Genomic DNA, 23,854 nt, shown 5'->3' with positions numbered 1-23,854 from the left:
TGTGATTCGTACAGTGACTTGTCGCCAGTTTCCTAACTTGACATTCGCTCCACGGAAAACCTGCCTTGGCTTATGCTTTTACTCCGGCAGCAACCTCACGCTTCATTGCTATCATGTCACAGCCCTATTAGTATAGCGAATCACGGGATTTATTGCAAGCAATTTCGAACAAATTTTGTATTTTTTTATGTACAATTTTACTTATTGCCAAAATTACCTGTGTCTAATATAATAAGTATGTATATGCCTGTCAAGGTGTAACACGTTTCAATTAATAAGGAGTACAAATGAAAAGGGGAAGTATACCATGGGAGAAGTAAGCGGCGACACAATACTGTACAAAAATGATGGTTCAATTATTGAACTTTCCGGTTCGCTTCATGAGAAAAGAGACACACCGACAAGAGGAATTCCACCCCTCAGCCAGGAGTCTGTCGCACCTGATCTTTTTGACGCAGAAGATCTCGAGGAAGCGGAAGAGCTTGAAGAAGCCGAAGATATTTCTGAAGATACGGATTCTTCCGAAACGCACACAGAATCACAAATCAATCAGAGCAACTATCTGAGATATCTGTCCGAACTTCGGAAGGCTGACAGCGAACTGGCCCTTGCGAAGGCGGAATCCGCCGAGCTGGTCCGCCTTATGGACAGCTACAAAGAACACTACTGCCAGTATGAGAAAATGATTCATACTCTTGTGCAGGGCAGCACTTCAGCCATGAATCAGCAGCTGAAAGATAATAATGAAGCTGTAACACAGCAGCTGGAGGCAATTACTGCTCTGGGCAGAAAACTGAAGAAAACAAGCGCGTCTCTTGACTCACACATTGATGCCGAAATACAGCGTCTTACCAAGTCGCTGGCAGAATCCATTGAAGGAAGCATCAAAGATTCCTGCGACAAAGAGCTTGCCAAGGTAGGCGAAGCCACTCAGGTTCTGCATGATTACAGTGACAAAGTAAAACAGCAGCACAGAAAATTTGAGCGTCTGGAAGGCTTAAAATTCGGTCTTTTCATCTTCAGCAGTATTTCATCACCAATTGTTCTTATTCTGCTGATACTGAATATGCTGCATATTATCTGAGCGGGGCACACACAATTTATAAAAATAAATATATTTGACATTTTTGTTTTAACATGCTAAAGTGTATATGACTTGTAAAAACCAAAGGCGGTTTTCTTTTAGGGGAAAACTGTCTTTTTTTATTTGTTCAGAAAAGCTCGAATGATTTTTCATGGAATATTATGCCATATTCCCCGGAAATACCGCCGCATTTTTACAGGTTCAGCTGCCGGCTGTTTCGCCCGTCCGGGAACTTTCCCCCAAATAGTTCCCCGGAGGCACTTCGGCCCTGCCTTCCTTCTATTATAAATAAGGATAATTCCCCAGTTATTCGCAGGACCGCAGACCGGCAGCAGAGGAAATCCTCTCAATTACATACCAGAAAGAAAATGCCGCTGTCTTCCAAACCTGACAGTGGCATTTTCTTTTACAAAAAACAATTTATTCATTAATAAAGAGACCAGATTCTCCGTTTTTCCAGCGACTCTTCCGAATTTCCGTACACATACCAGTTATCACTGCTTTCTCCATACACATACTGTCCGTCCTCTACTCTGATACACTGAAATGTTCCACTATCTGCATGTATTGAGAATGTACGGATTTTTCCATCTCTGCAATAGGTGTCATAAGTAAGATCACCATCAAAATAATTATCTTTTATGTTTCCCTTATAGGTATAATTCTCAGTTTTATCATCCGGGTTCACAAAGGAATATGTGCATTGTCCGTTTGCCTTATCACGCATCCAGTTTCCGTCTGTCACTGTATATCCGTCTGTATAGCTGTTGCCAAACTGTACCCCTTTGCCGTTTCTCCAGTTCTCCGTAATTTCCCCTACATAAATTCCATTCAAGGAAAGGATCACTCCCGAGCCCTCTTCTATAAAACCGCTGATCTGTCCGTTCTGATAATACACATCGTCACTCAGCCCCAGGGCACTGCTTTCATTTTTAAACCACTGCAGTACTCCTGCATAATCTTTCTTCTGCATCATAGTATACAGTTTTGCCAGATGGCACCTCAGTTCCAGTTCGTGTTTGACTGTATAAGTATACTCGCCTTCATAACCGGTTGTATTAAGCCACTGTATCGCCTTGTCATACTGTCCCTGATCGAAATACAGATCTGTCAGGCTGTAATATGCGTCGTCCACAGAAGGATCCACCTCTATCGCAGAAAGGTAGTCTGCCTCTGCAGCCTCTGTCTGGCCTGCCTGAACATTTTCTTCAGCCGAAGCAATCAGGGTATAGTAATCCCTTTTTGTCTCTGCATCATTATACAGTTCTTCATATTTTTCATAATATGTATCATCAGCATTTGCCCTGCCCTCATCCAGTACTTCCAGAGCTTTTTCATATTCCCCCGTTCCATAATATGCCGCTGCCAGATATTCATATCCGCGGCTATCATCCGGATACTCCTCTATCAGATCCTCAGCGCTGACAATTACATTGTAATTTTCAGCGTCCAGCGCCATCTCCACTGATTCAAATGCATTTTCTTTTTCTTCCGCCTTCTTCTCTCTGTAATCCCATATAAAGTACACGATCAGACCAAATACAAGCGTAACCCCCGCTATATTATAGAACCATTTCTTTGTTGACCTGCCGCTTTCTGCCGTATATGTTCCGGATGCTTTCTTAGCCGGAGACACTGATGCGGTTTTCGGTGTTTCTGCCGGCTTTTTTGTTTCAGCAGTGCTTTTCTTTTCCGGTGTTTTCTCTGCCGCTGACGGCCCTTTTTTCTCTTCCGACACAGGCGCTGTCTTCTGCGCTTTTTGCGGAACAGGATCCGGATCCTTGCGCACTTTACCCATCTGTTTATATTCCTCAAGGTCTACAAACACTACTTTACTTTTGTTCTCATCCTCATTCACTTTTCATCCCTCAATTTCTCTGATATTAACCGTATATTTATCTTTCCTCAAGCAGACTGCTGATCTCCGGGAAAAGTTCCACACTCCGCTTCAGAATCCCTTTTATATATGCTATCAGAATTCCATAATTTGTTATAGGAACCCCCTGATCTTCTGCACAGCTTAACCGATATTTCATCTCTCTTTCATTGAGCATACATCCGCCGCAGTGTACAATCAGCTTATACTCGCCAAGCTCATCCGGAAACTGTGTTCCGGAAGTCGTTTCAAACTGTATCTCTTTCCCTGTATACTCACGGATCCACCGAGGAATCTTTACCGTTCCGATATCATCACACTGCCGGTGGTGGGTACACCCTTCACTGATCAGAATCTTATCTCCATTTTTCAGCTTATCCAGTGTAGTCACGCCTTTTACCGCCATCTCTAGATTTCCTTTGTATCTGGCAAAAAGTATGGAAAATGACGTCAAAAGGATATCCTCCGGCGTATCAGCCGCAACCGTTTCAAAAGCCTGGCTGTCGGTAATCACAAGCCGGGGCTTTTTGCCGAGACTTTCTATGGTTTCTCTGACACGGTCTTCTTTTATTACAACAGAAACAGCATCTGCCTCCAGGATATCACGTATTGTCTGCTGCTGCGGCAGAATCAGCCTTCCCTTCGGAGCCGCGCTGTCAATAGGCACTACCAGCACAATAAAATCAGAAGGGGATATCATGTCTCCTATAATCCGGCGCTCCAATTCTTCCGGTTTTGCAATCTGAGCGATCCGTTCTTTCAGTTCATTAATGCCGGTGCCGTCTGCCGCGCTTACCGACAGCAGCTGTTCCCTGCCGATTCCCAGCATCTGAATTGTCTGTTCCTTTATCTCTTCTGATGCCAGATCCTGTTTGTTTAATACAACCGTATACGGAATCTGTTTTTTTCGTATTTTTTTCAGCATTGCCGCATCTTCCTCTGACGCCCCGGAAAGGCCGTCTATCACAAGCACGGCAGCATCTGTCTTGTTGAGGACCTGATAACTTTTCTTTACTCTTAACTTACCCAGCTCTCCTTCATCGTCAATTCCGGGCGTGTCCATCATAACGACCGGTCCGAGAGGCAGCAGCTCCATAGATTTGTAGACGGGATCCGTCGTTGTTCCTTTCACTTCGGAAACCACAGCCAGATCCTGTCCAGTCACCGCGTTCAAAACACTGGATTTTCCCGCGTTTCTTTTTCCAAAAAAGCCGATGTGCACTCTTTCTGACATCGGCGTCTGATTCATGCTCATTTTTCATTCCTTCTTTTAATTACTTTTCTGGCGGGGACATGTGGGAATCGAACCCACCCGGGACGGTTCTGCCGCCCCACACAGGTTTTGAAGACCCGGAAGCACACCAGTCGCTTTTCTGCCCCCATACATCTAATCTCTCCGGTATTTCCCGAAGGGGTAAAAATAATCCGGCCTTCCAGTAATATAATACGCTATCCCCCACCCATACTGCAAACATTATTTTACCCCCGGCTGACAGCAATACATACTGCAAAAACATAAAACGCCTTCGTTTAAGCCATATGTATTCTGTCAGCCGGGGGTAATAATTACGCATAACCGCCATAGCCGGAACCACCGTATCCTCCGCAGCACAGGCCGCCGCCTCCGCAGCACAGATTGCACAGCAGATTTGCCACACAAAGTTTCACGCAGCAGCTGCTGTCAAAAGAACCCGGATATCCATACATCGTCTGCCGCTGCTGATACCAGGTTCCGCCGCCCTCCATCCGCTCCAGCAGCATCCGGTACTGCATGTTTTCCGGCTCCAGCCGAACCGCCTCACGGGCATGTTCCAGAGCCGTCACATTGTTTCCAAGACCGGAGTTCGCAGAGGCGCTGTAAAAATACCAGAGCGCGTTTCTTTCCTTGATTCCGTCCAGAACATTCAGGGCTTCCCGATAATGTCCGCTGCGGATATAATTGGCTGCAGCCTTCAGATGCGGATCCGTTGTTTCCCGTCTGCTGTCAGACTCACCGCTCTGACCGTAGCCGCCATATCCGCCAAAAGAGCCAAACCCGCCGAAAGGACCATAACCGCCATAGAAACTGCCTCCGTAGCCGGAACCGCTTCCCGAAGAGCTGCCTCCGCCGCTGGAAGTATAACCCCGCTCACGCTCATCCATAATCTGCTGATATGCCTGCTGCACTTCTTTGAACTTTGCCTCCGCTTCATCTTTATGTGGATTATTTATATTCGCATCCGGATGATACTTTCTGCTCAGACTTCGGTAAGCCTTTTTCAACTCATCATCCGATGCATTTCTGTCTACGCCTAACACACTGTATGGATCTGGCATCTTCTCTCATTCACTCCCTGTTCTGCGCTCAGCTGTTTTTTATAAAGGTAGTATTACATTTCGGACAACGGACTTCAATCTTCCCTTTTCCTTTCGGAATCCTGATCTTCTGTCCGCATCCCGGGCACTTATAGATGTGATAGACTTTACGCTGCTGCCACATATACTTCTGTTTCCGGAAAAAATTTCTGATACCGTTGGTTTTAGCCAGAAAGGCCTCATTTTCCGCATAGCGCTTTGACACATTTCTGGAAAACACTCTGAAATACCCCCAGATTACCAGAACCCAGCCGAGGAAATACACAATAAGTCCCAGAACACCCCAGTTAAAAAATGCTGATACAAGAACAACGACAACACCGACAATAATCAAAAACTTAGAGAGCTGATCAATCCCGTATCTTCCCTGCATGAAACGTATTAATTTTTCTTTCATTTTCCTCCATCCTTCTGAGTAAAACCATGTACAGGAACCCGGCCTGCTGACAGCCTTTTCTCCCGCACACTGACATTTATGACATTTACGATATATTTTGCTCTGTTTTCTTCTTGTTGTCAATTGAAATAAAATGAAATAATTATTAAGAATTTAAAATATTCTGGCATATTTCATCGGAAATCAAATAAACAATCCGGGAATCATTTATCATAACATACCTGTTCCCATCCGCATTTTCATCGCCGATATAAAGGGTAAGCACCTTTTCTTCCCCGTCATCTGTATATACCGCTTCAACTGTAATACGCGACTCTTCATCAAGGCCAAAGCTCCCCAGATCCTCATCAGAAACCAAATAATCGGCAGCTTCAGAAAGGGTTACAGCGCCCAGACCGCCCGCCACCGCGGCAATACCCTTTCTCTTTCACCACGGCGGCGAATCACTTTATCGTCTCTGTCCGGTCCGCCGCAGCGCGGAAAACTGATTCTGTCACAGGCAGTCGCGGACAATTTCCGCTATAATTCTCTGTCCTTCCTGATCCGGATGCACGCCATCACTCTGTACATGGGCGGAAACATCGGATGAAGCCAGGTCCGCAACCGCGTACCCATACTCCTCCGCATGACTGTCTATGATATCATTCATATTCTGAATAATATCGCCTACCGCCTGGCTTACAGGTTCCGGAAGATTCATTCCGACAGCAGGATTATATATATTATTCACCACAATTCCGGCGTCCCCCCTCTTAACCGCCGCTATAGTATCCATCATTTCAGTCCATTCTTTCTCAAAGGAATGATAATCCCATTTCCCCAGAGCATCAATTACACTGAAAATCAGAACCGGATTCTCCTTCACCCGTTCTTCCAGTTCCGCCAGAGCCTGATCTGCGCTCTTAAATCCGGTATCCATATCCAGAATCCGCTGAACCACCGTCTTGCATTCATTCAGCAGATCATTGGAGCCCGTGCTGATAAGAATAATATCTGATTTTTCAAGACTTCTGAGCGCATCGTCCCGGACCAGTATTTCTTCATTCATTTTTTCCGTATCCAGACCATTTCTGGCATAATTTCTTAATTTATATCTGCATCCGTTATCGATAGCTGTCTGTTTTACCGCAATTCTTCCATAGCACTCTATCCAGACTGACTTGTCCCCGGAATACCCTTTCGCAATACTGTCTCCCAATACAGTACAGAATATCTCTTCCCGGTTCTTTGTTCCCGATTCCGAAGCTGTCCGGACAGTCTCCGTGGGGACTGCCGATTCTTCCGCTTTTTTAAGAAATATAGCCAGTACCGACGCAAACAGGACAACTGAAAGAATCACTGCCGCTTTTCTGTATTTTTTCATAACCAGATCATCCCTTCCTCCGGTCTTTCATTCACCTCTGCAGAGGCTCCGGCCGCCTGATAGAAAAGGATGCCGTAAAATCCGGCTTCCTTACACAGATTTCACAACATCCCTTTTATATTGTGTCCTTACTGTACAGCTTCATACCCGAACAGCTGCAAAATCATTTTTCCCGGCTCAAATCTTTATAATAAGCACCGGTATGGGCGGATGGCTGGGGCGGTTTATATACTCCGCCTGTATCACCAGAAACTCTCTGGGATTCAGTTTTTTCAAAAAAGAGAGAACCGTCTCTTTTTCTTCAAACCCACTGTCGCCTCCACTGTAAATACAAAGTGTCAGAAGTCCTTTTTTCTTTAGAAGTTTCAGGCCCTCTTTTATCGCTCTGACAGTCGTTCCGGCCTTTGTCGCTATTCCATGGCTGCCTCCGGGAAGATACCCCAGATTAAACACAATGCAGGAAACACTTTCCTCCCGGGCATATCGGGACATATACTCATGCGATTCCATGAACAGAGTACAGCTTTTCTCAAGTCCCTCCCGGGCCAGCCTGTCTTCTGTATTTTTCAGGGCCTGCTCCTGTATGTCAAAAGCAAGCACATGTCCGGACTTTCCCGCAAGCCGGGCCAGAAGGAGCGTATCATTTCCATTGCCCATTGTGGCATCAATACACAAGTCGCCTTCTCTTACCTGCTGCCGTATAAAATGCTGTATCCATTCTGTCACCTGCAAGTTTTCCATGCTCCTGCGCTCCTTTAGTCTGCTGTTTTATTTTTTGTTCTCCACAGCCAGATTGCAGCTACAATTCCGATAATATAAAGAATATTGACAAGTACTGTGGGCTCGTCTTTCAAGAATCCGATTACCGCCACAATCGCGGCCAAAGATACCGCCAGCTGAAAAGCCGAGAGTATCCGTTTCCCGCGCTCGTCCCTGAATTTCTGCTCATTCTCATAGCGTTTCTGTTCGAGAAGAAGATAATCCATCAGATGTTCATCATCAATTCTGGAAAGAACAGCCTGCTCCCGGATATATTTTCCTTCTCTTGTGAAATAATCAAAAAACCGGGGGCCGCGTTTCTTCTTTTCCGGATCAGCCCCTGCATTGTCTGCCGGCTCCGGATCCGGTTCCTGCTCTTTTTTTGCCGGTTCCGGGTCTGGCTCAGCTGCTTTTTTCACCGGTTCCGGATCTGGTTCCCGGGTCTCTCCGGCCGGTTCCGGACCTGGTTTCGCATTTTTTGCTCCTGTTCCGCCGCTCTCCGTACCAGTTTCTGTTGTATAAGCAGTTGTTTCTCCCGATACCTCGGTATATAATCTATCATAAAGCGAAGTATCCGGTGTTTCTGAATCAGGCTGTCCGTATTCTGCCTCCTGTTCCGCCTCTTCCCGCTCATTTTCCGGAGTCATTACGCTTTCATATTCCTCTTCAAGTATCGTTGCCGCAGAATTCTCAGCTGCCGGATTTTCCTCTGTACTCTTTATTGTTTTTTCTTCTGCCATGACGCCTTCTCCTCTCTTTTACAGCATCGTTACAGCTTCACAATTGTCGGTTCATGTTCCATGGCCGGGATGATCTTATCTGTCAGATCTCTCATATCAAAGCGAATACTGGATGTGTTAATACATGGATGACAGGCAAAATATGGCTCCTTCAGAACATCTTCATCAATAAGAAGCCGCACCTTTTTCCCCCTGTCATTCATTAATCCCATCACACTCACCGAACCCGGCGTAATATCCAGATACTTTTCCATATATTCCGGTTTTCCAAAGGACAAACGGGAAGAACCGATCTGAGCGGACAGATACTTTGTCTTAAAGGGCTTCTCCCCCGGTATCAGAAGAAGATAAAAATCTGTCTCCTGCCGATTGCACAGGAAAAGATTTTTACAGATTGCCGCTCCTTCTCCCAGGGTCCGGTCAATCTCTTCACAGGCTTCCATTGTCATGGCCGCCTCATGGTCAATCCGCTTATACTGTACTCCCAGAGAGTCCAGAAAATCATATACTCTTATTTCTTTTTCCAGTCTTCCTTCTGAAATTTCCGGTCTTCCGTCTACTAACTGCATCCCGTATTCTCCTTCGTCTTTTTTATTATATTCTTATTTTATGGGATTGTCATCACCATAAATATTCCCGCCTCATAAAATACCGGCAGCGTCTCATCTGCGTTCTGTCCTGCTGAAACACTATAATTTCAGGCTCCTGTACCGGTTAAAGCAGGCAAAGATCTCCTGCCTTCTGGGCCTTGCCATACCCGCAACAGAAGCACGGCTCTCGCAGAGTTCTTCCATAGACTGACGTTCTATAACCGACTCCAGCTCATCCACAATCCGGCGCAGGTTTTTCCTGCCGTCCAGAATATTTTTCTGGGCATATTTCACACAGTACCCCAGCGCTGTCACCTGCTCACTGTCTGTAATCTGCTCTACGTACCTGAGATCTATCGTTTCCTTATTTATCATTACGCCTTCCCGGGCAATCGTCTTCATCTTAATCCTGTCGCCGCTTTTAAATGCCTGCGACGGTCCGGGACATCTGGAAAAATCCGGCTTTCCGGCCGGTGCGTCCGGTCCGCTGAGCACAGGGAAACTTTTCGCTTCCTTCTTTGCATACACAGTAATATCCTTCGGCACATATCTGTCCATCTGAATAATACTGTCAGCAATATGAAAATATGCTCCTGAACTTCCCGCGACAATAACCGTAGAAATCCCGTAACTTTCATACAGTTCCCGAATCCGGTCGATAAACGGCGTGATCGGTTCCATATCCCGGTGAATCACTCTCTGCATCAGCTCATCCCGGATCATAAAGTTCGTTGCGCTGGTATCTTCGTCGATCAGAAGGAGCGAAGTCCCCGCCTCTATGCTTTCTACAACATTCGCCGCCTGAGATGTGCTTCCGCTGGCGTCCTCTGTGACGAAATTAACCGTATCTTTTCCGTTCGGCAGATCATTGATGAACATGGAAATATCCGTCTTCCGGATGCTTCTTCCGTCTTCAGCCCGAATCTTCATGGCTGTATCATCTGTAATCACATACTCTCTTCCGTCCCCTGCAATATGATTGTAAACGCCCAGTTCCAGCGCCTTCAGCAGTGTGGATTTTCCGTGGTATCCGCCGCCCACTATGAGGGTAATTCCCTTCCGGATACCCATGCCTGTAAGCCTTCCTTTATGCGGCAGATCAAGAGTCACCTTCAGTTCTTCAGGGGCTTTGAATTTCACGCCGCCTTTCATGGGACGGGAAGAAACGCCGGATTCTCTTGGCAGAATGCTGCCGTCCGCCACAAAAGCACAAAGTCCCAGCTTCGGCAGCATTTCCCGGATATACTGCTGGTCTTCTGCCAGATCAATAAGCTCCCTCAGCCGTTTCGGGTCGAGATTTTTATAAAAAAGAGAATCCCTCACACAGCTGGGCAGAAAATCAAACAGGATCTTCTCCAGTTCCCGGGCATTGATGGTACGCCCGTTGGCCGGAAAGCCCACTTCAAACCGCATCACAATGTCTCCATTCTCCGGGTTCAGTCTGCATGCCGTCCTTTCCAGCACTTCCTGACCGCAGCGGCTCACAGAGATTAACCCGCTCTTTCCCGAGCCTTTGGCTTTAAAAGCAAACTGCTCCGCCTGCCTGCCAAACTTCCGGGTCAGTTCATCCTGAAGTATGATTCTCTGATGCCTGTCCTTATACAGTTCCGGAGGAAATGCCGCTGTCTTCCCCTTCACATGAATGCTCAGTTTTGACGGAGAAGCAAAGGGATCTCCCTGAACATGATCAATTGACAGAATGTAACCGGGGAACTGGTACATTCCTTTTGTATCTTTGTATGCCGGATAGCCTCTGTGGTCAATCCGGGAAAGTAAACTTCTTAATTCCGCTGATGTCTGCATTATTTCTCCTTTCGTGCGGGAATATCGTTCAGATAATTTTCTCCCTTTCCTGTTTTAATTCGTTTTTAAGTATGCCCCCATTCCGGTCTTTCTGTCAATCTTTAACTGAAACAAGTAAAAACAAAGAAGCCCCTTCCCGGGAACTGAATAACAGTTCCGGGAAGAGGCTCCGGCCTTCTTACATATTTTTATTTATTATACTTCGAAAATCAGATCTCCGTAAGACGGCATCGGCCATGCCTCTTTGTCCACGATCATTTCCAGCTTATCTACCGGAGCGCGAAGTGCTTCCATTGCCGGGAATACGTTGGAATGATAGAAGTTTGCCTGTACGGCGCCTTCTTCTTTTGCAGCCGCCTCGTCTGTTACTTTGACCAGCGCGTCCAGGGCGGTCTTTGTCTCTCCCATAAGCTCTGTCACTTTGTTCAGGCAATCCAGCTGAACGGACGCATCTGCGCCTGCAGCTTTAACTGAATTTACCGTATCCGCCAGTGTCTTTGTATACTTAATAAACGCCGGAATAAACTGCTTGCTGGCCATGTCGATCATTGTGCGCGCCTCAATATTGATTGCCTTAGCATATGTCTCATACTGGATTTCCGCGCGGGACTCAAGCTCGGACTGCGTAAATACATGGAAGCGTTCAAACAGAGAAACTGCTTTTTCTGTTGTCATGGCCGGAATTGCTTCTACCATGGACCGGATATTCGGGAGACCCCTTCTCTCGGCCTCTTTTACCCATTCTTCCGAGTAGCCGTCTCCGTTGAACACGATTCTCTGGTTTTCTGTCGCGTATTCTTTGATCAGATCATGTACCGCCTTATCAAAATCATCTGACTGCTCAATTGTATCGCAGGCATCCGCAAAAGATTCAGCAACTATTGTGTTAAGCACAATATTCGGAGAAGCAATGGAATCCCTGGAACCAACCATACGGAATTCGAATTTGTTTCCGGTAAATGCAAATGGCGATGTTCTGTTTCTGTCTGTAGCGTCTTTTGCCAGCTCCGGCAGAGATCTTGCTCCGGTCTCAAGCTTTCCGCCCTTCAGGCTGTGAGTTGCCTCGCCCGTGCTGATCAGCTGTTCCATTACATCTTCAAGCTGTTCGCCAAGGAATACGGAAATAATTGCCGGCGGCGCCTCGTTCGCTCCCAGTCTGTGATCATTTCCCGGATCCGCGGCAGACTCTCTTAACAGATCCGCATGTCTGTTTACCGCCCTTAAGATACACATGAGAACAAGAAGGAACTGTGTATTTTCATGAGGAGTCTTGCCCGGATCAAGCATATTGATTCCATCGTCTGTTGTCAGCGACCAGTTGTTGTGCTTACCGGATCCGTTTACACCTGCAAACGGTTTCTCATGCAGCAGACATTTCATGCCGTGCTGGCAGGCAACTCTCTTCAATGTCTGCATTACAATCTGGTTATGATCTACAGCAATATTTGCCTCTGCATAAATGGGCGCCAGCTCATGCTGCGCGGGAGCGACTTCGTTGTGCTGTGTCTTTGCTGTAACTCCCACTTTCCACAGTTCTTCATTGACATCCTTCATAAATCCGGCAATTCTCTGGCGGATTGTTCCGAAGTAGTGGTCGTCCAGTTCCTGTCCTTTCGGAGGCATTGCGCCGAACAGAGTACGCCCTGTATAGATCAGGTCTTTTCTCTGTTCAAACTTCTCAGCATCTACAAGGAAATATTCCTGCTCCGGTCCGACCGACGGAGTAACCTTTCTGGAAGTTGTATTTCCAAACAGGCGGAGCAGACGAAGCGCCTGCGTATTAATTGCTTCCATGGATCTTAAAAGTGGGGTTTTCTGATCCAGCGCCTCGCCGGTATAGGAGCAGAATGCTGTCGGAATGCAAAGCGTGGCTCCTGCCGCGTCCTGTCTTACAAATGCCGGAGACGTGCAGTCCCACACGGTATATCCTCTGGCTTCAAATGTCGCTCTTAATCCTCCTGACGGGAACGAAGATGCATCCGGCTCTCCTTTAATCAGTTCCTTTCCGGAAAAGCTCATCAGAACCTTTCCGCTGGGAAGCGGTGCGGAGATAAAGGAATCGTGCTTCTCCGCCGTAACTCCTGTCAGCGGCAGGAACCAGTGTGTATAGTGGGTAGCGCCTTTTTCAATTGCCCACTCCTTCATCTCATGCGCAATAACATCTGCAGTCTCAAGATCCAGATCTTTTCCTTCTTCGATTGTTTTTCTGAGATTCTTGTAAACCTTTTTCGGCAGACGCTCCTGCATTACTGTATCATTAAAAACATTTTCTCCAAAGATCTCAGATACATTGATCAGTTCTGTACTCATCTCAACCATCCTCCTTTTTACTTAAGACCCCGCCGTGAGGATGGCTCTCTCTGCCCTGCAGAACATCGTGAGAATCCCCATATAGCGAAAAAAGGGCACTCCAATCTATATTGGAACGCCCTTGTTCTTGTCTACGTCAGTCAGTATAACGCAGCCTTGTAAAAAAAGCAAGCAGAAATTCAAAAAATTTTTCAGGCCTTTCCTACAGAGCCGAATAATTCCATCTTTTCTTTTACTTTCGCGATAATTGCTTCATATCCCGGTTTCAGGACTTTACGCGGGTCAAATCCTTTGCCGACTTTGTCTTTTCCTTCTTCAAAGTACTTACGTGTTGCTTCTGTGAACACGATCTGGCACTCTGTATTTACATTGATCTTCGCAACTCCGAGAGTGATTGCCTTTTTGATCATATCATCCGGAATACCTGTGCCTCCGTGAAGAACCAGCGGCATGTCGCCCGTCTTCTGCTGGATTGCATCCAGAGTTTCAAAGCTCAGGCCTTCCCAGTTGTCCGGATATACACCGTGGATGTTTCCGATACCTGCTGCCAGGAAGTCGATTCCCAGATCCGCAATCATCTTGCACTCGTCCGGATCCGCGCACTCGCCTCTTCCGATTACGCCGTCTTCCTCGCCGCCGATTGCGCCGACCTCAGCCTCGATAGACATGTTGTTGTCATGAGCGATTTTAACCAGCTCTGTTGTCTTCGCGATGTTCTCCTCGATCGGATAGTGAGATCCGTCAAACATGATAGATGAGAAACCAGCCTCAACACATTTCAGGCATGCGTCGTAGCTGCCGTGATCCAGATGCGTAGCAACCGGAACTGTAATGCCAAGTTCTTCGATCATTCCGTTCACCATGCCAACGATGGTCTTGTATCCGCCCATATATTTTCCGGCGCCTTCGGATACTCCGAGGATAACCGGAGAATTGCACTCCTGAGCTGCTGTCAGGATTGCTTTTGTCCACTCAAGATTGTTGATGTTGAACTGGCCTACAGCATAGTGGCCTGCTTTTGCTTTCTGAAGCATTTCTGTCGCTGATACTAACATATTATTTTCCTCCACTTCTTACTGCCCCGCCATTTTCCTGTGAATCAGCAGACGGGGTTGTCTAATTTTTTAAGCTTTTTTTATTATAGCCCATCCGGGGTAAAAAAACAAGCGGCATATATGCTCAGCAGTTTTAAACGGTAAAAATATATTTGCCTGCCATATGCCAATGAATTTCTAAGAAAAAATAAGTTATCCACAACACTGGTTTTTCTTCCGAACTTATTCACTTTTAAGGCCCTGATGACCGAATTTCCTCTTTTTGTAGATAATTCAGTTCATTTTCCTCTTGGCAGGCACCACTTCCTTTGCTATACTTATCTCAGTTGAATGACTGTGTATTTTCATCAACTGGGAATATATCTTCTTTTGTTAGTTGCCGTCCAAAGCTGGCTAACAAATCAGAAGATATATTTTTTTGCTTCTTTTTGATCCCATTCTTCTCCAGATAATAATACTCATACAACTGTTTCACAAAATCCGAGATCTGTGCCATTAGATAATGGTTCTTCTGCGCCTGGTCATCCCAGCTGCATGTATGGGTAATGCTTCCCTGCCAGTTCTTCTGCCGGTTAAATCCTTCATTCTCTATCTTCCAGCGCTTTCTTCCCGTTTCCGCCATCTTTTCCGCATTCCCTTTGGTAATCCTTATGCTGCTCAGCCATTGGAATTCTGTTGTTTCTCCAGCCTTTTCTTCCCGATATCTTAATACGTGTACCGGTTTGCCATCATAATCAATATCATTCACGAATTCGGCTTTCTCTGTTTTCCCTTTTTCCGGTATCTTTTCGTATTCTTCCGCTATGCTCGGAATACTTCCCTTTTTATACCGGATCAGGAATTCCCACTTATATTCCCTGCACAGATCCATAACCGGTTTTGATGCATACAGACTGTCTGCCAGCAGCAGGATCGGCAGCCGGGGAAATCTTTTCTTGATCCGTCCTGCCAATCGGGTAAATGCTTTGGTCTCACAATCCTGTTTGATCTCCTCCGCACTCATTTTTTCCTGGCGTTTCCGGTCTTCCCCGTTATTCTCGATGAATTCACTCCCTATACTGGCTACCAGCTTTTCTCCAAAGAAGATCTTCGCCTCCAGCACATCCCGGTGATACAGTGTGATCTCTTTGTCTGTTCCCTTATTACAGCACCGTTCCAGACAATGCTCATTCAGTTTTCTCTGTCCGCAGTATAGCTGTGTCCCATCCACTATGATCAGCCATTTTTTCTTATATCTTGCATCCTCAAAGCATCGTCTCCGGATCAGATGATACACCAGGTCCTGCTTGATTTCTTCCAACTCCATAGGAGCAAGCCTTTCCAGATACTCATTCTCTGTTACATGATGGGGAACGTATTCCCCGGCTTTTTCCCCTATAAATGCAGACAGATTTTTAGAAACCGTCTCTTCATTAAACTGTTCTGTCATCTCCTGCATACTGTCAATCCCCGCGATTCCCTTATAATATAAAGTCCCCAGCATCATCCGGTTTGTATATGTGATATAGCTCGGATGTCGGGGATCCTTTGTTTGGGCAAACTTCCAAAACAGCTGACTATAATATCTGTTTTGGATTTTATTAAGTTCTCTAATTGGATTTTTTTCAAGTTTCTTTTGTATTCTCTGTTCTTTTCTTCCCATTTCAGCCTCACCGCGAAAAAATTTTTTGTAATAATTCTATTTTCGCAGTGAAGCTGTGTATTTTCAATAGATTTAGTGCGAATTATTTTTACCTGTCAAAGCTGTATGCTCAGTCAGCTCTGACGAGCAAAATATATTCCGTTTATATAAAGCGCGTCTTTTAGGCTTTTCTACTCGTTGCATCTGACTGTTCGTTCTCTAAAAGCCGGAACTTCCCCTCTTTTCCCTTTATGCACCCTTCTTTTCCCCTTATCTCCCCTCATCACTTCCTTTCTTTAGCTGCACGCAAATCTCACTTGTATTTTTTTCTCCAATTCTGATTCGTTTTCTTTTATCCGTCGGTTTTTCCATGCATTGAGCAGGAGCCGGTGCTTTTGCGTCCTGCTCTGTTTTACTTTCTTCCACAACCTCTCACATGCTTCTATGATCTGCGCGATCATGTGTCCAATCTGTATCACATAATAATGGTTCTTCATCCCCTGGTAATCATGGCTGAACCGGTGTTCCAGATAATACCCCTGCTTTTTCTGTGTATTGAACCCTTCGTTTTCTATCTTCCATCTCCATCTTCCACGTTCCACTGTTTCTTTTACATTTCTCCCCGTAATACTCAGATCCGTTACATACAAAAATTTCTTCTTCTCTTCCTCTCTCTCGTATTCTATTACGTTGATACTCTCTCCGCGGTAATCTATCCCTGTAACATAGTCATAAACTCCTTCCGGCTTTTCCTGCCGGTTCTTTTCCCGCTTTTTTAATACCTGATACTCCTGGTTAATACTGGGGATGCTCCCTTCCTTATACCGTAAAATATATTTCCATTTCTTCCTGCGGCATTCTTTAAAAAATCCTTCACTCGCATACAAGCTGTCCCCGCAGATACATATCTGCAGCATCGGGAATTCCTGTTTCAAACGCTCCATCAGCCGCTTCGCACCTTCCTGCTCACAGTCCTGCTTATCCACTTCCCGCTTTTCATTCTCAATAAACTCTGTCAGGATGCTCACCTGAATCTTTTCGTGAAGAACGACCTTCGCTTCCAATACATAATAGTAGTACTCCGTATATTCTTCCTCGGTTCCTTTCTTCTTTCGACAGAACAGGCTGTGTTCCCCCAGATCTTTTCTGCTCCGATACAACTGTGTCCCATCTATAATAATCTGCCAGTACTTTCCTCGAAGCCGCGCATCCTCGAAAGCTCTGCTCCGGATCAGCCTGTATACCAGCCGACATACAACTTTCTGTAGTTCATCCGATGAAAACCGTTTCAGATAATTGTTGATCGTTTCCCAATAAGGCAGCTCCCTTAGTTCTTCTCCGCACAACATCCCAATATTTTCAATTACAGTTTCATCATTAAATTCTCCGCTTGTACTCCTCATGCTGTTGATATAAAATATAGATGATAGGATCCGTGTCATCAGTAAGACGTGGTTGCTATAGATAATATAGCTTTGGTGCCTTGGATCCTCCACCCGCTTTAACAAGGATAAAAGTTCTGGGAAAAAGTGGCGGATAACTTTTACCAATTCACAGGCAAGGTTAAACCGTGCCAGGTGTTCCCTTGATTCTTTTCTCTTGATTTTTTCTTTTGTTTTTGCTGGAAAAACCTCCCTTCTTTCGGGCTTGCGAAGAAAAAAGTTTTTGGGCTAACTTTATTATCTCGCAATTCTCCTGAAAAAGGGAGGTTTTTATTAATAATTATTTTTGCTCGTCAGAGCTGTATGCTCAGTCAGGCTCTTTCGGATGCACTTCACCGGCCTTCCGGTAAACAGACGCGGACATTGTTCCGTCACATCCTGATCTCTTTGAGCCGGCCTTCTCCTCTCAGATATTTTCTGTAAATAAAAATGAATACAATACTGGATACGCAGGCTGCCAGTCCGTCTGCTACAGGTTCCGCGTAAAAAGCCGAGCGGGCAGTCAGAAAAAGAGGCAGGATACAGGTAGCGCCGAAATACAGGATCTTCCTCAGCAGCGAAAGGCTCAGGGATATCTTTGTCATGCCAAGCGCCGTCAGCCCATCCACAATCACATACTGGAAACTGAGCGGAATAATCATCATCGTAAACACTTCAATTCCCCAGACCGCCAGTCCGGCGTATTCCGGATTTCCTGTAAAAATACGCACGAAATACCGGGGCATAACCCGGGAAACGAAAAACATAACCGAAGTAAAACAGAGACACAGCATGAACACCCAGAAAAACGTTTTCCTGATACGGTCCGGCCGGTTCGCTCCATAATTAAAGCTGATCAGCGGCTGAGAACCTCCGGTAATACCCAGCATCGGAGATGTGATCAGCAGCATATAGCTCTGAACGATCGTCGCCGCCGTAATCAGCGTATCTCCGTATTCCCGGCCTCCGTAATACTGCAGAACCGCATTCAGGGCAATAATGATAATGCTGTCCGTAGCCAGAATCAGGAACGGGGAAAATCCGATTTTCACAATCTGTCTGCATGTCCCGGCTTCCGGTTTCACAAGTCCCAGAGGCACCCGCATTTTCTTTCTGCGCAGCGTGCACAATACAAAAAGGCAGGAAGAAATCTGCGCAATCACGGTTGCCAGAGCCGCTCCGGCCACATCCATGTGAAAGAGAAAGATAAAGACCGGATCAAGAACAATGTTGACCACCGCTCCGATCAGAGTCGTCAGCATCCCCAGAACCGGAAATCCCTGCGCTGTGATAAAATAGTTCATTCCCATAGATAACAGAGCAAAAAACGTTCCCGCTGTATAAATGGTCATGTATGTATCCGCATAGGGAAATATTGTCTCACTTGCTCCGAACCAGTTCAGCAGCTGATCCCTGGTCAGCAGAAACAGAACTGTCAACACAAGGGATACAATAATGAGCATGGAAAAACTGTTTGCCAGCACTTTCCGCGCTCCTTTCTCATCTTCCGCACCCAGCCGGACCGAAAACAGAACCGAGCCGCCTATGCCGAACAATGTTCCAAAAGATGACAGCAGAGTCACAATCGGCGCGCAGACTCCCACACCGGCAAGGGCATCCGCGCCTGTACCGGGAATATTCCCTACATAAATTCTGTCTACAATGCTGTACAGCACATTAACAAACTGTGCAAACATAAATGGAATGGATATTTTTAATACGAGCAGCGGAATAGAATCCCTGCCGAAATCATTCATTTTCTTCATCTTACGTTCCCCCTCTTTTCCGATTGCTTCCGTCGCAGGCACATTCCGGGATTGTAAGCAGTCGCCAGGGTCTCGGGCAAGCCCGGACTCTGGCTCGTTGCAGGCGCAAAAAAAAAGTCCGAACAATCGGACTTTTCAGTGACTCCGAGGGGAATCGAACCCCTGATTCCAGCGTGAGAGGCTAGCGTCTTGACCGCTTGACCACGGAGCCATATTCTATTCGCTGTTTGGTTGTCCCTCACAGCGAATATTACTATATCATATACATTTGTAAGATGCAAGTAGTTTTTTAATTTTTTTTATTTTTTCAAAAACATCTGCTTTTCAGGCAAGAAAATCCGGTTTTCCTTTCTCTAATCCCTCTTTAACCATAATCTGAAGCGCCTGCTTTTTGTTTTGTATCAGTACATGGTCATGGACTCCCCCAAACTCTCCGTCCAGAGTCCAGGGAATCTCCTCAACAGATTCAAAGTGAATTTCTCCGGTTTTAAATGAGTACATTCTTTCTGAATTGATCTGTTTCATCACAAGGGCCCCTAAGATCTCATTCAGTTCGATAGGATTTTTCGGTGTTTTAATCAACGTCACCTCAAATTCCCCATCGTCAAACACCACGTCTCTGCCGATTATTCCTCTGAAGCCCCCCACAGATCTGGAATTTGTTACCATGCCAAATATAAACTCATCTTCAAACTCTTCCCCGTCATGCTGAACTTTTATGCGGTAGGACGGAATATTAAATATTCTCTTTGTCCCCTCCAGCACATACGCAAGGTGGCCCAGAATATTTTTCATACTCTGTTTTGTCTCATATGACACGTCCGTAAACAGGCCGAATGCCGCGATATAAATGAAAAAATCATCGTTAAATCTGCCCACGTCACATGCAAACGGAATTCCGTTCACTGCCGTGTCTGCCGCTTCAAGAATATTCCTGGAAATATGAAGACTGCTGGCAAAATCATTGGTTGTTCCTGTAGGAATATATCCGATGGGAACTTTCTTTTCCCTGTTTTCCATTCCGGAGACAACTTCATCCAGTGTTCCGTCCCCGCCGCTGCATACAACCAGATCGTATTCTCCCGTATACGTTCTGGTTTTATCCAGAGCATCGTGATATTTCTGCGTCGGATATACGGTCACTTCATACCCGGCTTTTACAAATATATCCAGCACATCCGCCAGTTTTGGCTTCAGCTGTCCGACCCCGGAAAGAGGATTATAAATAAACAACAGTTTTTTCACGTCTATACTCTCCTTTCTGCAGAGCAGCGCCCTGCGTCTCTCTGTTGGTCCGCGCTGTCTCCGGTACTTTACACTGCCGCCTGTACCGCCGGGCCTTTTACCGGTTATAACAAAAGGCTGCACATAAGCACAGCCTTTACGTCGGTTTCTTTATCTATTCTGATACTGCTTTTCCGCGAATTTATGTATTATACCACGTCAAAAAAAGTCTTTATATCTTCCGCCGCTTTCTTCTCATCCTCACCGTCCGTCACAACAGTAAGTTGTTCTCCCCCTGACAAGGTCAGGCTCATCATACCCATAATACTTTTCGCGTTAATGTTCTTCTCGCCCACCTGGATATATACCTTGCTGGCATACTGACTTGCCTTCTGTACCAGCAGTGCAATCGGCCTTCCATCAAATCCTCTGTCTGATCTAACTACAACAGATGTCTTAATCATATTAATCCTCCTTGTTCTTGCCTTACCCGATCTGCCATTTCGCTCAGCTTCCGCAGTCTGTGATTGATGCCTGATTTGCCCACCGGAGGTGTCAGGGATTCCCCCAGTTCTTTCAGCGTAGCGTCCGGATTGGCAAGGCGGGCAAGGGCAGCCTCCACCAGTCCTTCCGGCATCTTGTCAAAGCCTATCGTATCCCGGAGATAAGTAATATCTTCAACTTGTTTCACAGCCGCTGAAACCGTCTTATTAATATTGGCAGTCTCGCAGTTTACTTTCCTGTTTACGGTATTGCGCATTTCCTTGAGTATTCTTACATTTTCAAGAGCCATAAGCGACACATGCGCTTCCATAATATTCAGAATATCTACTATCTGGGAGCCCTCTTTCAGGTAAACAACAAATGATTTCTTTCGAAGCACTATCTTTGCGTCCATACCGAAACCGCACATAATATCGCAGATCTGTCCGGCCATTTCTTTTGAGCTGCACACAATCTCGAAATGATACGACTTGTTTGGATCGCTCATGGAGCCTGACGCCTGAAACGCGCCTTTAAGGAATGCTCTCCGGCAGCAGATCTGCTGCACGATCAGAGGATTCACGGCATGTGCGTCATCGGCAGAAGATGAATTTTCTCCGATCATTTTCGTTGCCTGGAGAATCCGCAGCGCGTCTTCATGCCGCCTGACGACAACCGCATAAGATACGCTCTTTTTCGCCACATTTCTCCTGACAGAGATATCAGTCTTTATATTAAATGTTTTTTCTATCAATGTAAAGACTTTTCTTGCAACAAGAACATTTTCCATATGGATTTTTATCCCGCAGCGGTCAAACCGGTTAATCACAACCGTTCCGCACAGTCCGATAAAAGCTGCAAGCTCCGCGATCCTGCAGTGCCTGGCCGGACTGATATTTTTTGCCAGTTCTTCCCTCACATTTCCAGAAAATGACATATCCATCACCTTTCTGTACCCGGCCCGGCAGCCGGCTGTTATTTTCGTTTTGTAACAGCGTCCTTCCCAATATCCCGGTGTTCGATACGCACGCCGTAATTTTCCTGTTTTTCCAGCATCTGATACAATGCATTGGCAATCGTTACTGACCGGTGCTTGCCGCCGGTGCATCCGATGGAAATCACCAGCTGATTTTTCCCTTCCAGGATATAGTTCGGAATCAGAAATTCTACCATATCTTTCAGCTTATTCAGAAACAGCCTGGCTTTTTCATTCTCCATTACATAATCCTGCACTTCCGGATCATTTCCGGTCTTTGCCCGAAGTCCGTCAATATAGTAGGGATTCGGCAGAAATCTTACGTCAAATACCAGATCTGAATCCTGCGGTATGCCGTACTTAAAGCCAAAGGACATAACCGTAATATACAGATTGCAGAAATGCTGGCCCTTTACAAAGATTTTATCCAGCTCAATCTTCAGCTCTCTCGTCAGCATTTTGCTTGTATCCAGAATATAGGTTGCTTTCAGCTTCAGGAACATAATCCGTTCCCGCTCTTTCGCAATACCTGTATCCACCCGCCCGGATCCGCTTAAGGGATGCTGGCGCCGGGTCTCTTTGTACCGCTTTATCAGCACGTCATCGCTGGCGTCCAGGAAAAGAATTTCATAGGCAATTTCTTTTTTATCCATTTCCCGCAGCACGTCCTGAAGGCCTGAGAAATCCTGACCGCCCCGCACGTCAAGTCCCAGAGCCGCCTTGTCCACGTCTCCCTCCTGCCCGCCAAACAGCTCCACAAACCGCATCAGCAGCGGAATTGGCAGGTTATCCACACAGAAATAGCCCATATCTTCCAGCATCTTCAGAGCAGTCGACTTTCCTGCTCCTGACATTCCTGTAACAATTACCAAACGCATTTTCTAAAATTCTCCTATTCTCTTCACTTCCGGTTCAAGATCCACGCCGAATTTTTCCTTTACACGCGCTCTTACCTGATCCATCAGCTGTATTACGTCCGAAGCGGTTGCGCTGCCCCGGTTAATCACAAATCCGCAATGCTTTTCAGATACCTGGGCATCTCCCACACGAAATCCTCTCAGTCCTGCATCCTGAATCAGCTTTCCTGCGAAATATCCTTCCGGCCTTTTAAATGTACTTCCTGCACTGCCGTATTCCAGAGGCTGTTTTGACACCCTCTTTTCTTTCAGCTCATCCATACGCGCGCGGATATCCTCCTTCCGCCCTCTGTTCAGTTTCAGGACAGCCTCCAGCACAACATAATCGTTTCTGGCGATCACACTGGTCCGGTAGCTCATTCCCAGTTCCGATACGGGAATATCCAGTGTCTCTCCTGCAGGAGTAAGCACACGCGCGCTCTCCACAACCTGTTTCATCTCACCGCCGTAAGCCCCGGCATTCATCCTGAGAGCCCCGCCCAGTGTTCCCGGAATGCCGGAAGCGAATTCCAGCCCTGTAAGCGATGCCTCCAGGGCTGCGGAAGCTGTTTTTGAAAGCAGAGCGCCCGCCTGTGCATACACTCTTTCACCTTCCGTGCGCACTTTATTCATCTTTTTAAAAATCTGGATAATTACCCCCCGGTATCCCTTATCGCCTACAAGAAGATTGCTTCCATTTCCAATAATATAATAGGGAACATTTTCCTCCCGGCATAACTTTATAATCCGGCCGACTTGTTCTGCCTGATCCGCAGTAACAAAATAATCTGCCGGGCCCCCGATCCGGAATGTAGTATGCCTGTTCATAGGTTCGTCTATAAAAACATTTTCCTGTCCCGCGGTTTCACATAATGCTTTAAATAAATCCATAAAAATCTCCGTTTTCTCTTAATTTTCTCCGGCTTTTCTCCCCTGAAAAGCGCTTTTTCAGAGTCGGAACAACACGCCTTCCTTCCCCCGAAAGGTATGTAGACATTATAGTGCAACTGGTCCGCAAAGTAAAGAAGCCTGCCGAAATCTTGCAAAACACGTACAGACAGTGTATAATAGCCAGGTATCTGTATTTTTTTATCAGTGCCGTAAACGGCATTCCACTATGCAAAAGGAGTGAACA

General features: G+C 46.1%; 21 protein-coding genes and 2 tRNA genes. 1 reads left to right on the top strand and 22 read right to left on the bottom strand.

Annotation, left to right across the window (positions count from 1 at the left end; genetic code table 11):
* The first annotated feature begins 307 nt into the window (after positions 1-307).
* A complete protein-coding gene (locus tag AC0QUU_RS04040; RefSeq protein ID WP_474544756.1) occupies positions 308-1,084 on the top strand; it encodes a hypothetical protein in 777 nt (258 codons plus the stop codon).
* Between the two features lie 427 nt (positions 1,085-1,511).
* Here AC0QUU_RS04040 and AC0QUU_RS04035 read toward each other — a convergent pair whose 3' ends face one another.
* The 22 genes from AC0QUU_RS04035 to murB form a co-directional block, all read right to left on the bottom strand.
* Positions 1,512-2,942 carry a tetratricopeptide repeat protein gene (locus AC0QUU_RS04035; protein ID WP_474544754.1) on the bottom strand — a complete coding sequence of 477 codons (1,431 nt, stop codon included), beginning with the start codon at positions 2,940-2,942 and terminating at the stop codon, positions 1,512-1,514.
* A gap of 37 nt (positions 2,943-2,979) precedes the next feature.
* Complete coding sequence (gene hydF, locus AC0QUU_RS04030) at positions 2,980-4,215, bottom strand: [FeFe] hydrogenase H-cluster maturation GTPase HydF (RefSeq protein WP_474544752.1); 1,236 nt, start codon at positions 4,213-4,215, stop codon at positions 2,980-2,982.
* A gap of 28 nt (positions 4,216-4,243) precedes the next feature.
* Positions 4,244-4,341, bottom strand: a tRNA-Sec gene (locus AC0QUU_RS04025).
* A gap of 185 nt (positions 4,342-4,526) precedes the next feature.
* Positions 4,527-5,276: a J domain-containing protein gene (locus AC0QUU_RS04020; RefSeq protein ID WP_474544750.1), complete on the bottom strand. Its 750-nt coding sequence runs from the start codon at positions 5,274-5,276 to the stop codon at positions 4,527-4,529.
* Positions 5,277-5,304: 28 nt separating this feature from the next.
* Positions 5,305-5,712, bottom strand: coding sequence for a zinc ribbon domain-containing protein (locus tag AC0QUU_RS04015; RefSeq protein WP_474544748.1), 408 nt, complete (start codon positions 5,710-5,712; stop codon positions 5,305-5,307).
* A gap of 145 nt (positions 5,713-5,857) precedes the next feature.
* Complete coding sequence (locus AC0QUU_RS04010) at positions 5,858-6,118, bottom strand: DUF4340 domain-containing protein (protein ID WP_474544746.1); 261 nt, start codon at positions 6,116-6,118, stop codon at positions 5,858-5,860.
* An 87-nt stretch (positions 6,119-6,205) separates the two neighbouring features.
* Complete coding sequence (locus AC0QUU_RS04005; RefSeq protein ID WP_474544744.1) at positions 6,206-7,075, bottom strand: SGNH/GDSL hydrolase family protein; 870 nt, start codon at positions 7,073-7,075, stop codon at positions 6,206-6,208.
* Between the two features lie 177 nt (positions 7,076-7,252).
* Positions 7,253-7,816 carry a tRNA 5-(aminomethyl)-2-thiouridylate-methyltransferase MnmM gene (mnmM, locus tag AC0QUU_RS04000; protein WP_474544741.1) on the bottom strand — a complete coding sequence of 188 codons (564 nt, stop codon included), beginning with the start codon at positions 7,814-7,816 and terminating at the stop codon, positions 7,253-7,255.
* Positions 7,817-7,830: 14 nt separating this feature from the next.
* Positions 7,831-8,574 carry a hypothetical protein gene (locus AC0QUU_RS03995; protein ID WP_474544740.1) on the bottom strand — a complete coding sequence of 248 codons (744 nt, stop codon included), beginning with the start codon at positions 8,572-8,574 and terminating at the stop codon, positions 7,831-7,833.
* Positions 8,575-8,603: 29 nt separating this feature from the next.
* Entirely contained in the window at positions 8,604-9,143 is a 540-nt protein-coding gene (locus tag AC0QUU_RS03990) for a prolyl-tRNA synthetase associated domain-containing protein (protein ID WP_474544739.1), read from the bottom strand.
* A gap of 120 nt (positions 9,144-9,263) precedes the next feature.
* Positions 9,264-10,967, bottom strand: a complete 1,704-nt coding sequence (locus tag AC0QUU_RS03985) for an ABC-ATPase domain-containing protein (protein ID WP_474544737.1) — start codon at positions 10,965-10,967, stop codon at positions 9,264-9,266.
* Positions 10,968-11,162: 195 nt separating this feature from the next.
* Complete coding sequence (locus tag AC0QUU_RS03980; protein ID WP_474544735.1) at positions 11,163-13,277, bottom strand: glutamine synthetase III family protein; 2,115 nt, start codon at positions 13,275-13,277, stop codon at positions 11,163-11,165.
* 191 nt (positions 13,278-13,468) lie between these two features.
* Positions 13,469-14,332 carry a class II fructose-1,6-bisphosphate aldolase gene (fba, locus tag AC0QUU_RS03975; protein ID WP_474544733.1) on the bottom strand — a complete coding sequence of 288 codons (864 nt, stop codon included), beginning with the start codon at positions 14,330-14,332 and terminating at the stop codon, positions 13,469-13,471.
* A gap of 322 nt (positions 14,333-14,654) precedes the next feature.
* Positions 14,655-15,974 (bottom strand): transposase, encoded by a 1,320-nt coding sequence (locus AC0QUU_RS03970; protein ID WP_474541810.1) that lies wholly within the window; start codon positions 15,972-15,974, stop codon positions 14,655-14,657.
* A gap of 275 nt (positions 15,975-16,249) precedes the next feature.
* A complete protein-coding gene (locus AC0QUU_RS03965) occupies positions 16,250-17,356 on the bottom strand; it encodes a transposase (protein WP_070087463.1) in 1,107 nt (368 codons plus the stop codon).
* 410 nt (positions 17,357-17,766) lie between these two features.
* Complete coding sequence (locus AC0QUU_RS03960; RefSeq protein ID WP_474544732.1) at positions 17,767-19,140, bottom strand: MATE family efflux transporter; 1,374 nt, start codon at positions 19,138-19,140, stop codon at positions 17,767-17,769.
* A gap of 139 nt (positions 19,141-19,279) precedes the next feature.
* Positions 19,280-19,351 (bottom strand) — tRNA-Glu (locus tag AC0QUU_RS03955).
* A gap of 113 nt (positions 19,352-19,464) precedes the next feature.
* Positions 19,465-20,385, bottom strand: a complete 921-nt coding sequence (locus tag AC0QUU_RS03950) for a diacylglycerol/lipid kinase family protein (RefSeq protein ID WP_474544730.1) — start codon at positions 20,383-20,385, stop codon at positions 19,465-19,467.
* A 188-nt stretch (positions 20,386-20,573) separates the two neighbouring features.
* Entirely contained in the window at positions 20,574-20,828 is a 255-nt protein-coding gene (locus AC0QUU_RS03945) for an HPr family phosphocarrier protein (protein WP_474544728.1), read from the bottom strand.
* On the bottom strand, positions 20,825-21,784 hold the full coding sequence (whiA, locus tag AC0QUU_RS03940; RefSeq protein WP_474544727.1) for a DNA-binding protein WhiA: 960 nt from the start codon (positions 21,782-21,784) through the stop codon (positions 20,825-20,827). Before whiA ends, AC0QUU_RS03945 begins: the two co-directional genes overlap by 4 nt.
* Positions 21,785-21,822: 38 nt before the next feature.
* On the bottom strand, positions 21,823-22,701 hold the full coding sequence (rapZ, locus tag AC0QUU_RS03935) for an RNase adapter RapZ (protein WP_474544726.1): 879 nt from the start codon (positions 22,699-22,701) through the stop codon (positions 21,823-21,825).
* Positions 22,702-22,704: 3 nt separating this feature from the next.
* A complete protein-coding gene (gene murB / locus AC0QUU_RS03930) occupies positions 22,705-23,610 on the bottom strand; it encodes a UDP-N-acetylmuramate dehydrogenase (protein WP_474544724.1) in 906 nt (301 codons plus the stop codon).
* Between the last annotated feature and the right edge of the window lie 244 nt (positions 23,611-23,854).

This window comes from Mediterraneibacter sp. HA8405 (assembly GCF_056148955.1).
The sequence above is the reverse complement of the archived record's forward strand: the minus strand, read 5'-3'. Positions and strand labels throughout refer to the sequence as shown.

What these genes read in the sequence shown, in the direction of transcription:
- AC0QUU_RS03960 (WP_474544732.1), bottom strand. Translation starts at nt 19,140, where the DNA reads ATGAAGAAAATGAATGATTTCGGCAGGGATTCTATTCCGCTGCTCGTA.
- AC0QUU_RS03970 (WP_474541810.1), bottom strand. Translation starts at nt 15,974, where the DNA reads ATGGGAAGAAAAGAACAGAGAATACAAAAGAAACTTGAAAAAAATCCA.
- fba (WP_474544733.1), bottom strand. Translation starts at nt 14,332, where the DNA reads ATGTTAGTATCAGCGACAGAAATGCTTCAGAAAGCAAAAGCAGGCCAC.
- rapZ (WP_474544726.1), bottom strand. Translation starts at nt 22,701, where the DNA reads ATGCGTTTGGTAATTGTTACAGGAATGTCAGGAGCAGGAAAGTCGACT.
- AC0QUU_RS03985 (WP_474544737.1), bottom strand. Translation starts at nt 10,967, where the DNA reads ATGCAGACATCAGCGGAATTAAGAAGTTTACTTTCCCGGATTGACCAC.
- mnmM (WP_474544741.1), bottom strand. Translation starts at nt 7,816, where the DNA reads ATGGAAAACTTGCAGGTGACAGAATGGATACAGCATTTTATACGGCAG.
- murB (WP_474544724.1), bottom strand. Translation starts at nt 23,610, where the DNA reads ATGGATTTATTTAAAGCATTATGTGAAACCGCGGGACAGGAAAATGTT.
- hydF (WP_474544752.1), bottom strand. Translation starts at nt 4,215, where the DNA reads ATGAGCATGAATCAGACGCCGATGTCAGAAAGAGTGCACATCGGCTTT.
- AC0QUU_RS03945 (WP_474544728.1), bottom strand. Translation starts at nt 20,828, where the DNA reads ATGATTAAGACATCTGTTGTAGTTAGATCAGACAGAGGATTTGATGGA.
- AC0QUU_RS04020 (WP_474544750.1), bottom strand. Translation starts at nt 5,276, where the DNA reads ATGCCAGATCCATACAGTGTGTTAGGCGTAGACAGAAATGCATCGGAT.
- AC0QUU_RS04040 (WP_474544756.1), top strand. Translation starts at nt 308, where the DNA reads ATGGGAGAAGTAAGCGGCGACACAATACTGTACAAAAATGATGGTTCA.
- AC0QUU_RS03980 (WP_474544735.1), bottom strand. Translation starts at nt 13,277, where the DNA reads ATGAGTACAGAACTGATCAATGTATCTGAGATCTTTGGAGAAAATGTT.
- AC0QUU_RS04005 (WP_474544744.1), bottom strand. Translation starts at nt 7,075, where the DNA reads ATGAAAAAATACAGAAAAGCGGCAGTGATTCTTTCAGTTGTCCTGTTT.
- AC0QUU_RS03965 (WP_070087463.1), bottom strand. Translation starts at nt 17,356, where the DNA reads ATGAGGAGTACAAGCGGAGAATTTAATGATGAAACTGTAATTGAAAAT.
- AC0QUU_RS03995 (WP_474544740.1), bottom strand. Translation starts at nt 8,574, where the DNA reads ATGGCAGAAGAAAAAACAATAAAGAGTACAGAGGAAAATCCGGCAGCT.
- AC0QUU_RS03990 (WP_474544739.1), bottom strand. Translation starts at nt 9,143, where the DNA reads ATGCAGTTAGTAGACGGAAGACCGGAAATTTCAGAAGGAAGACTGGAA.
- AC0QUU_RS04015 (WP_474544748.1), bottom strand. Translation starts at nt 5,712, where the DNA reads ATGAAAGAAAAATTAATACGTTTCATGCAGGGAAGATACGGGATTGAT.
- whiA (WP_474544727.1), bottom strand. Translation starts at nt 21,784, where the DNA reads ATGTCATTTTCTGGAAATGTGAGGGAAGAACTGGCAAAAAATATCAGT.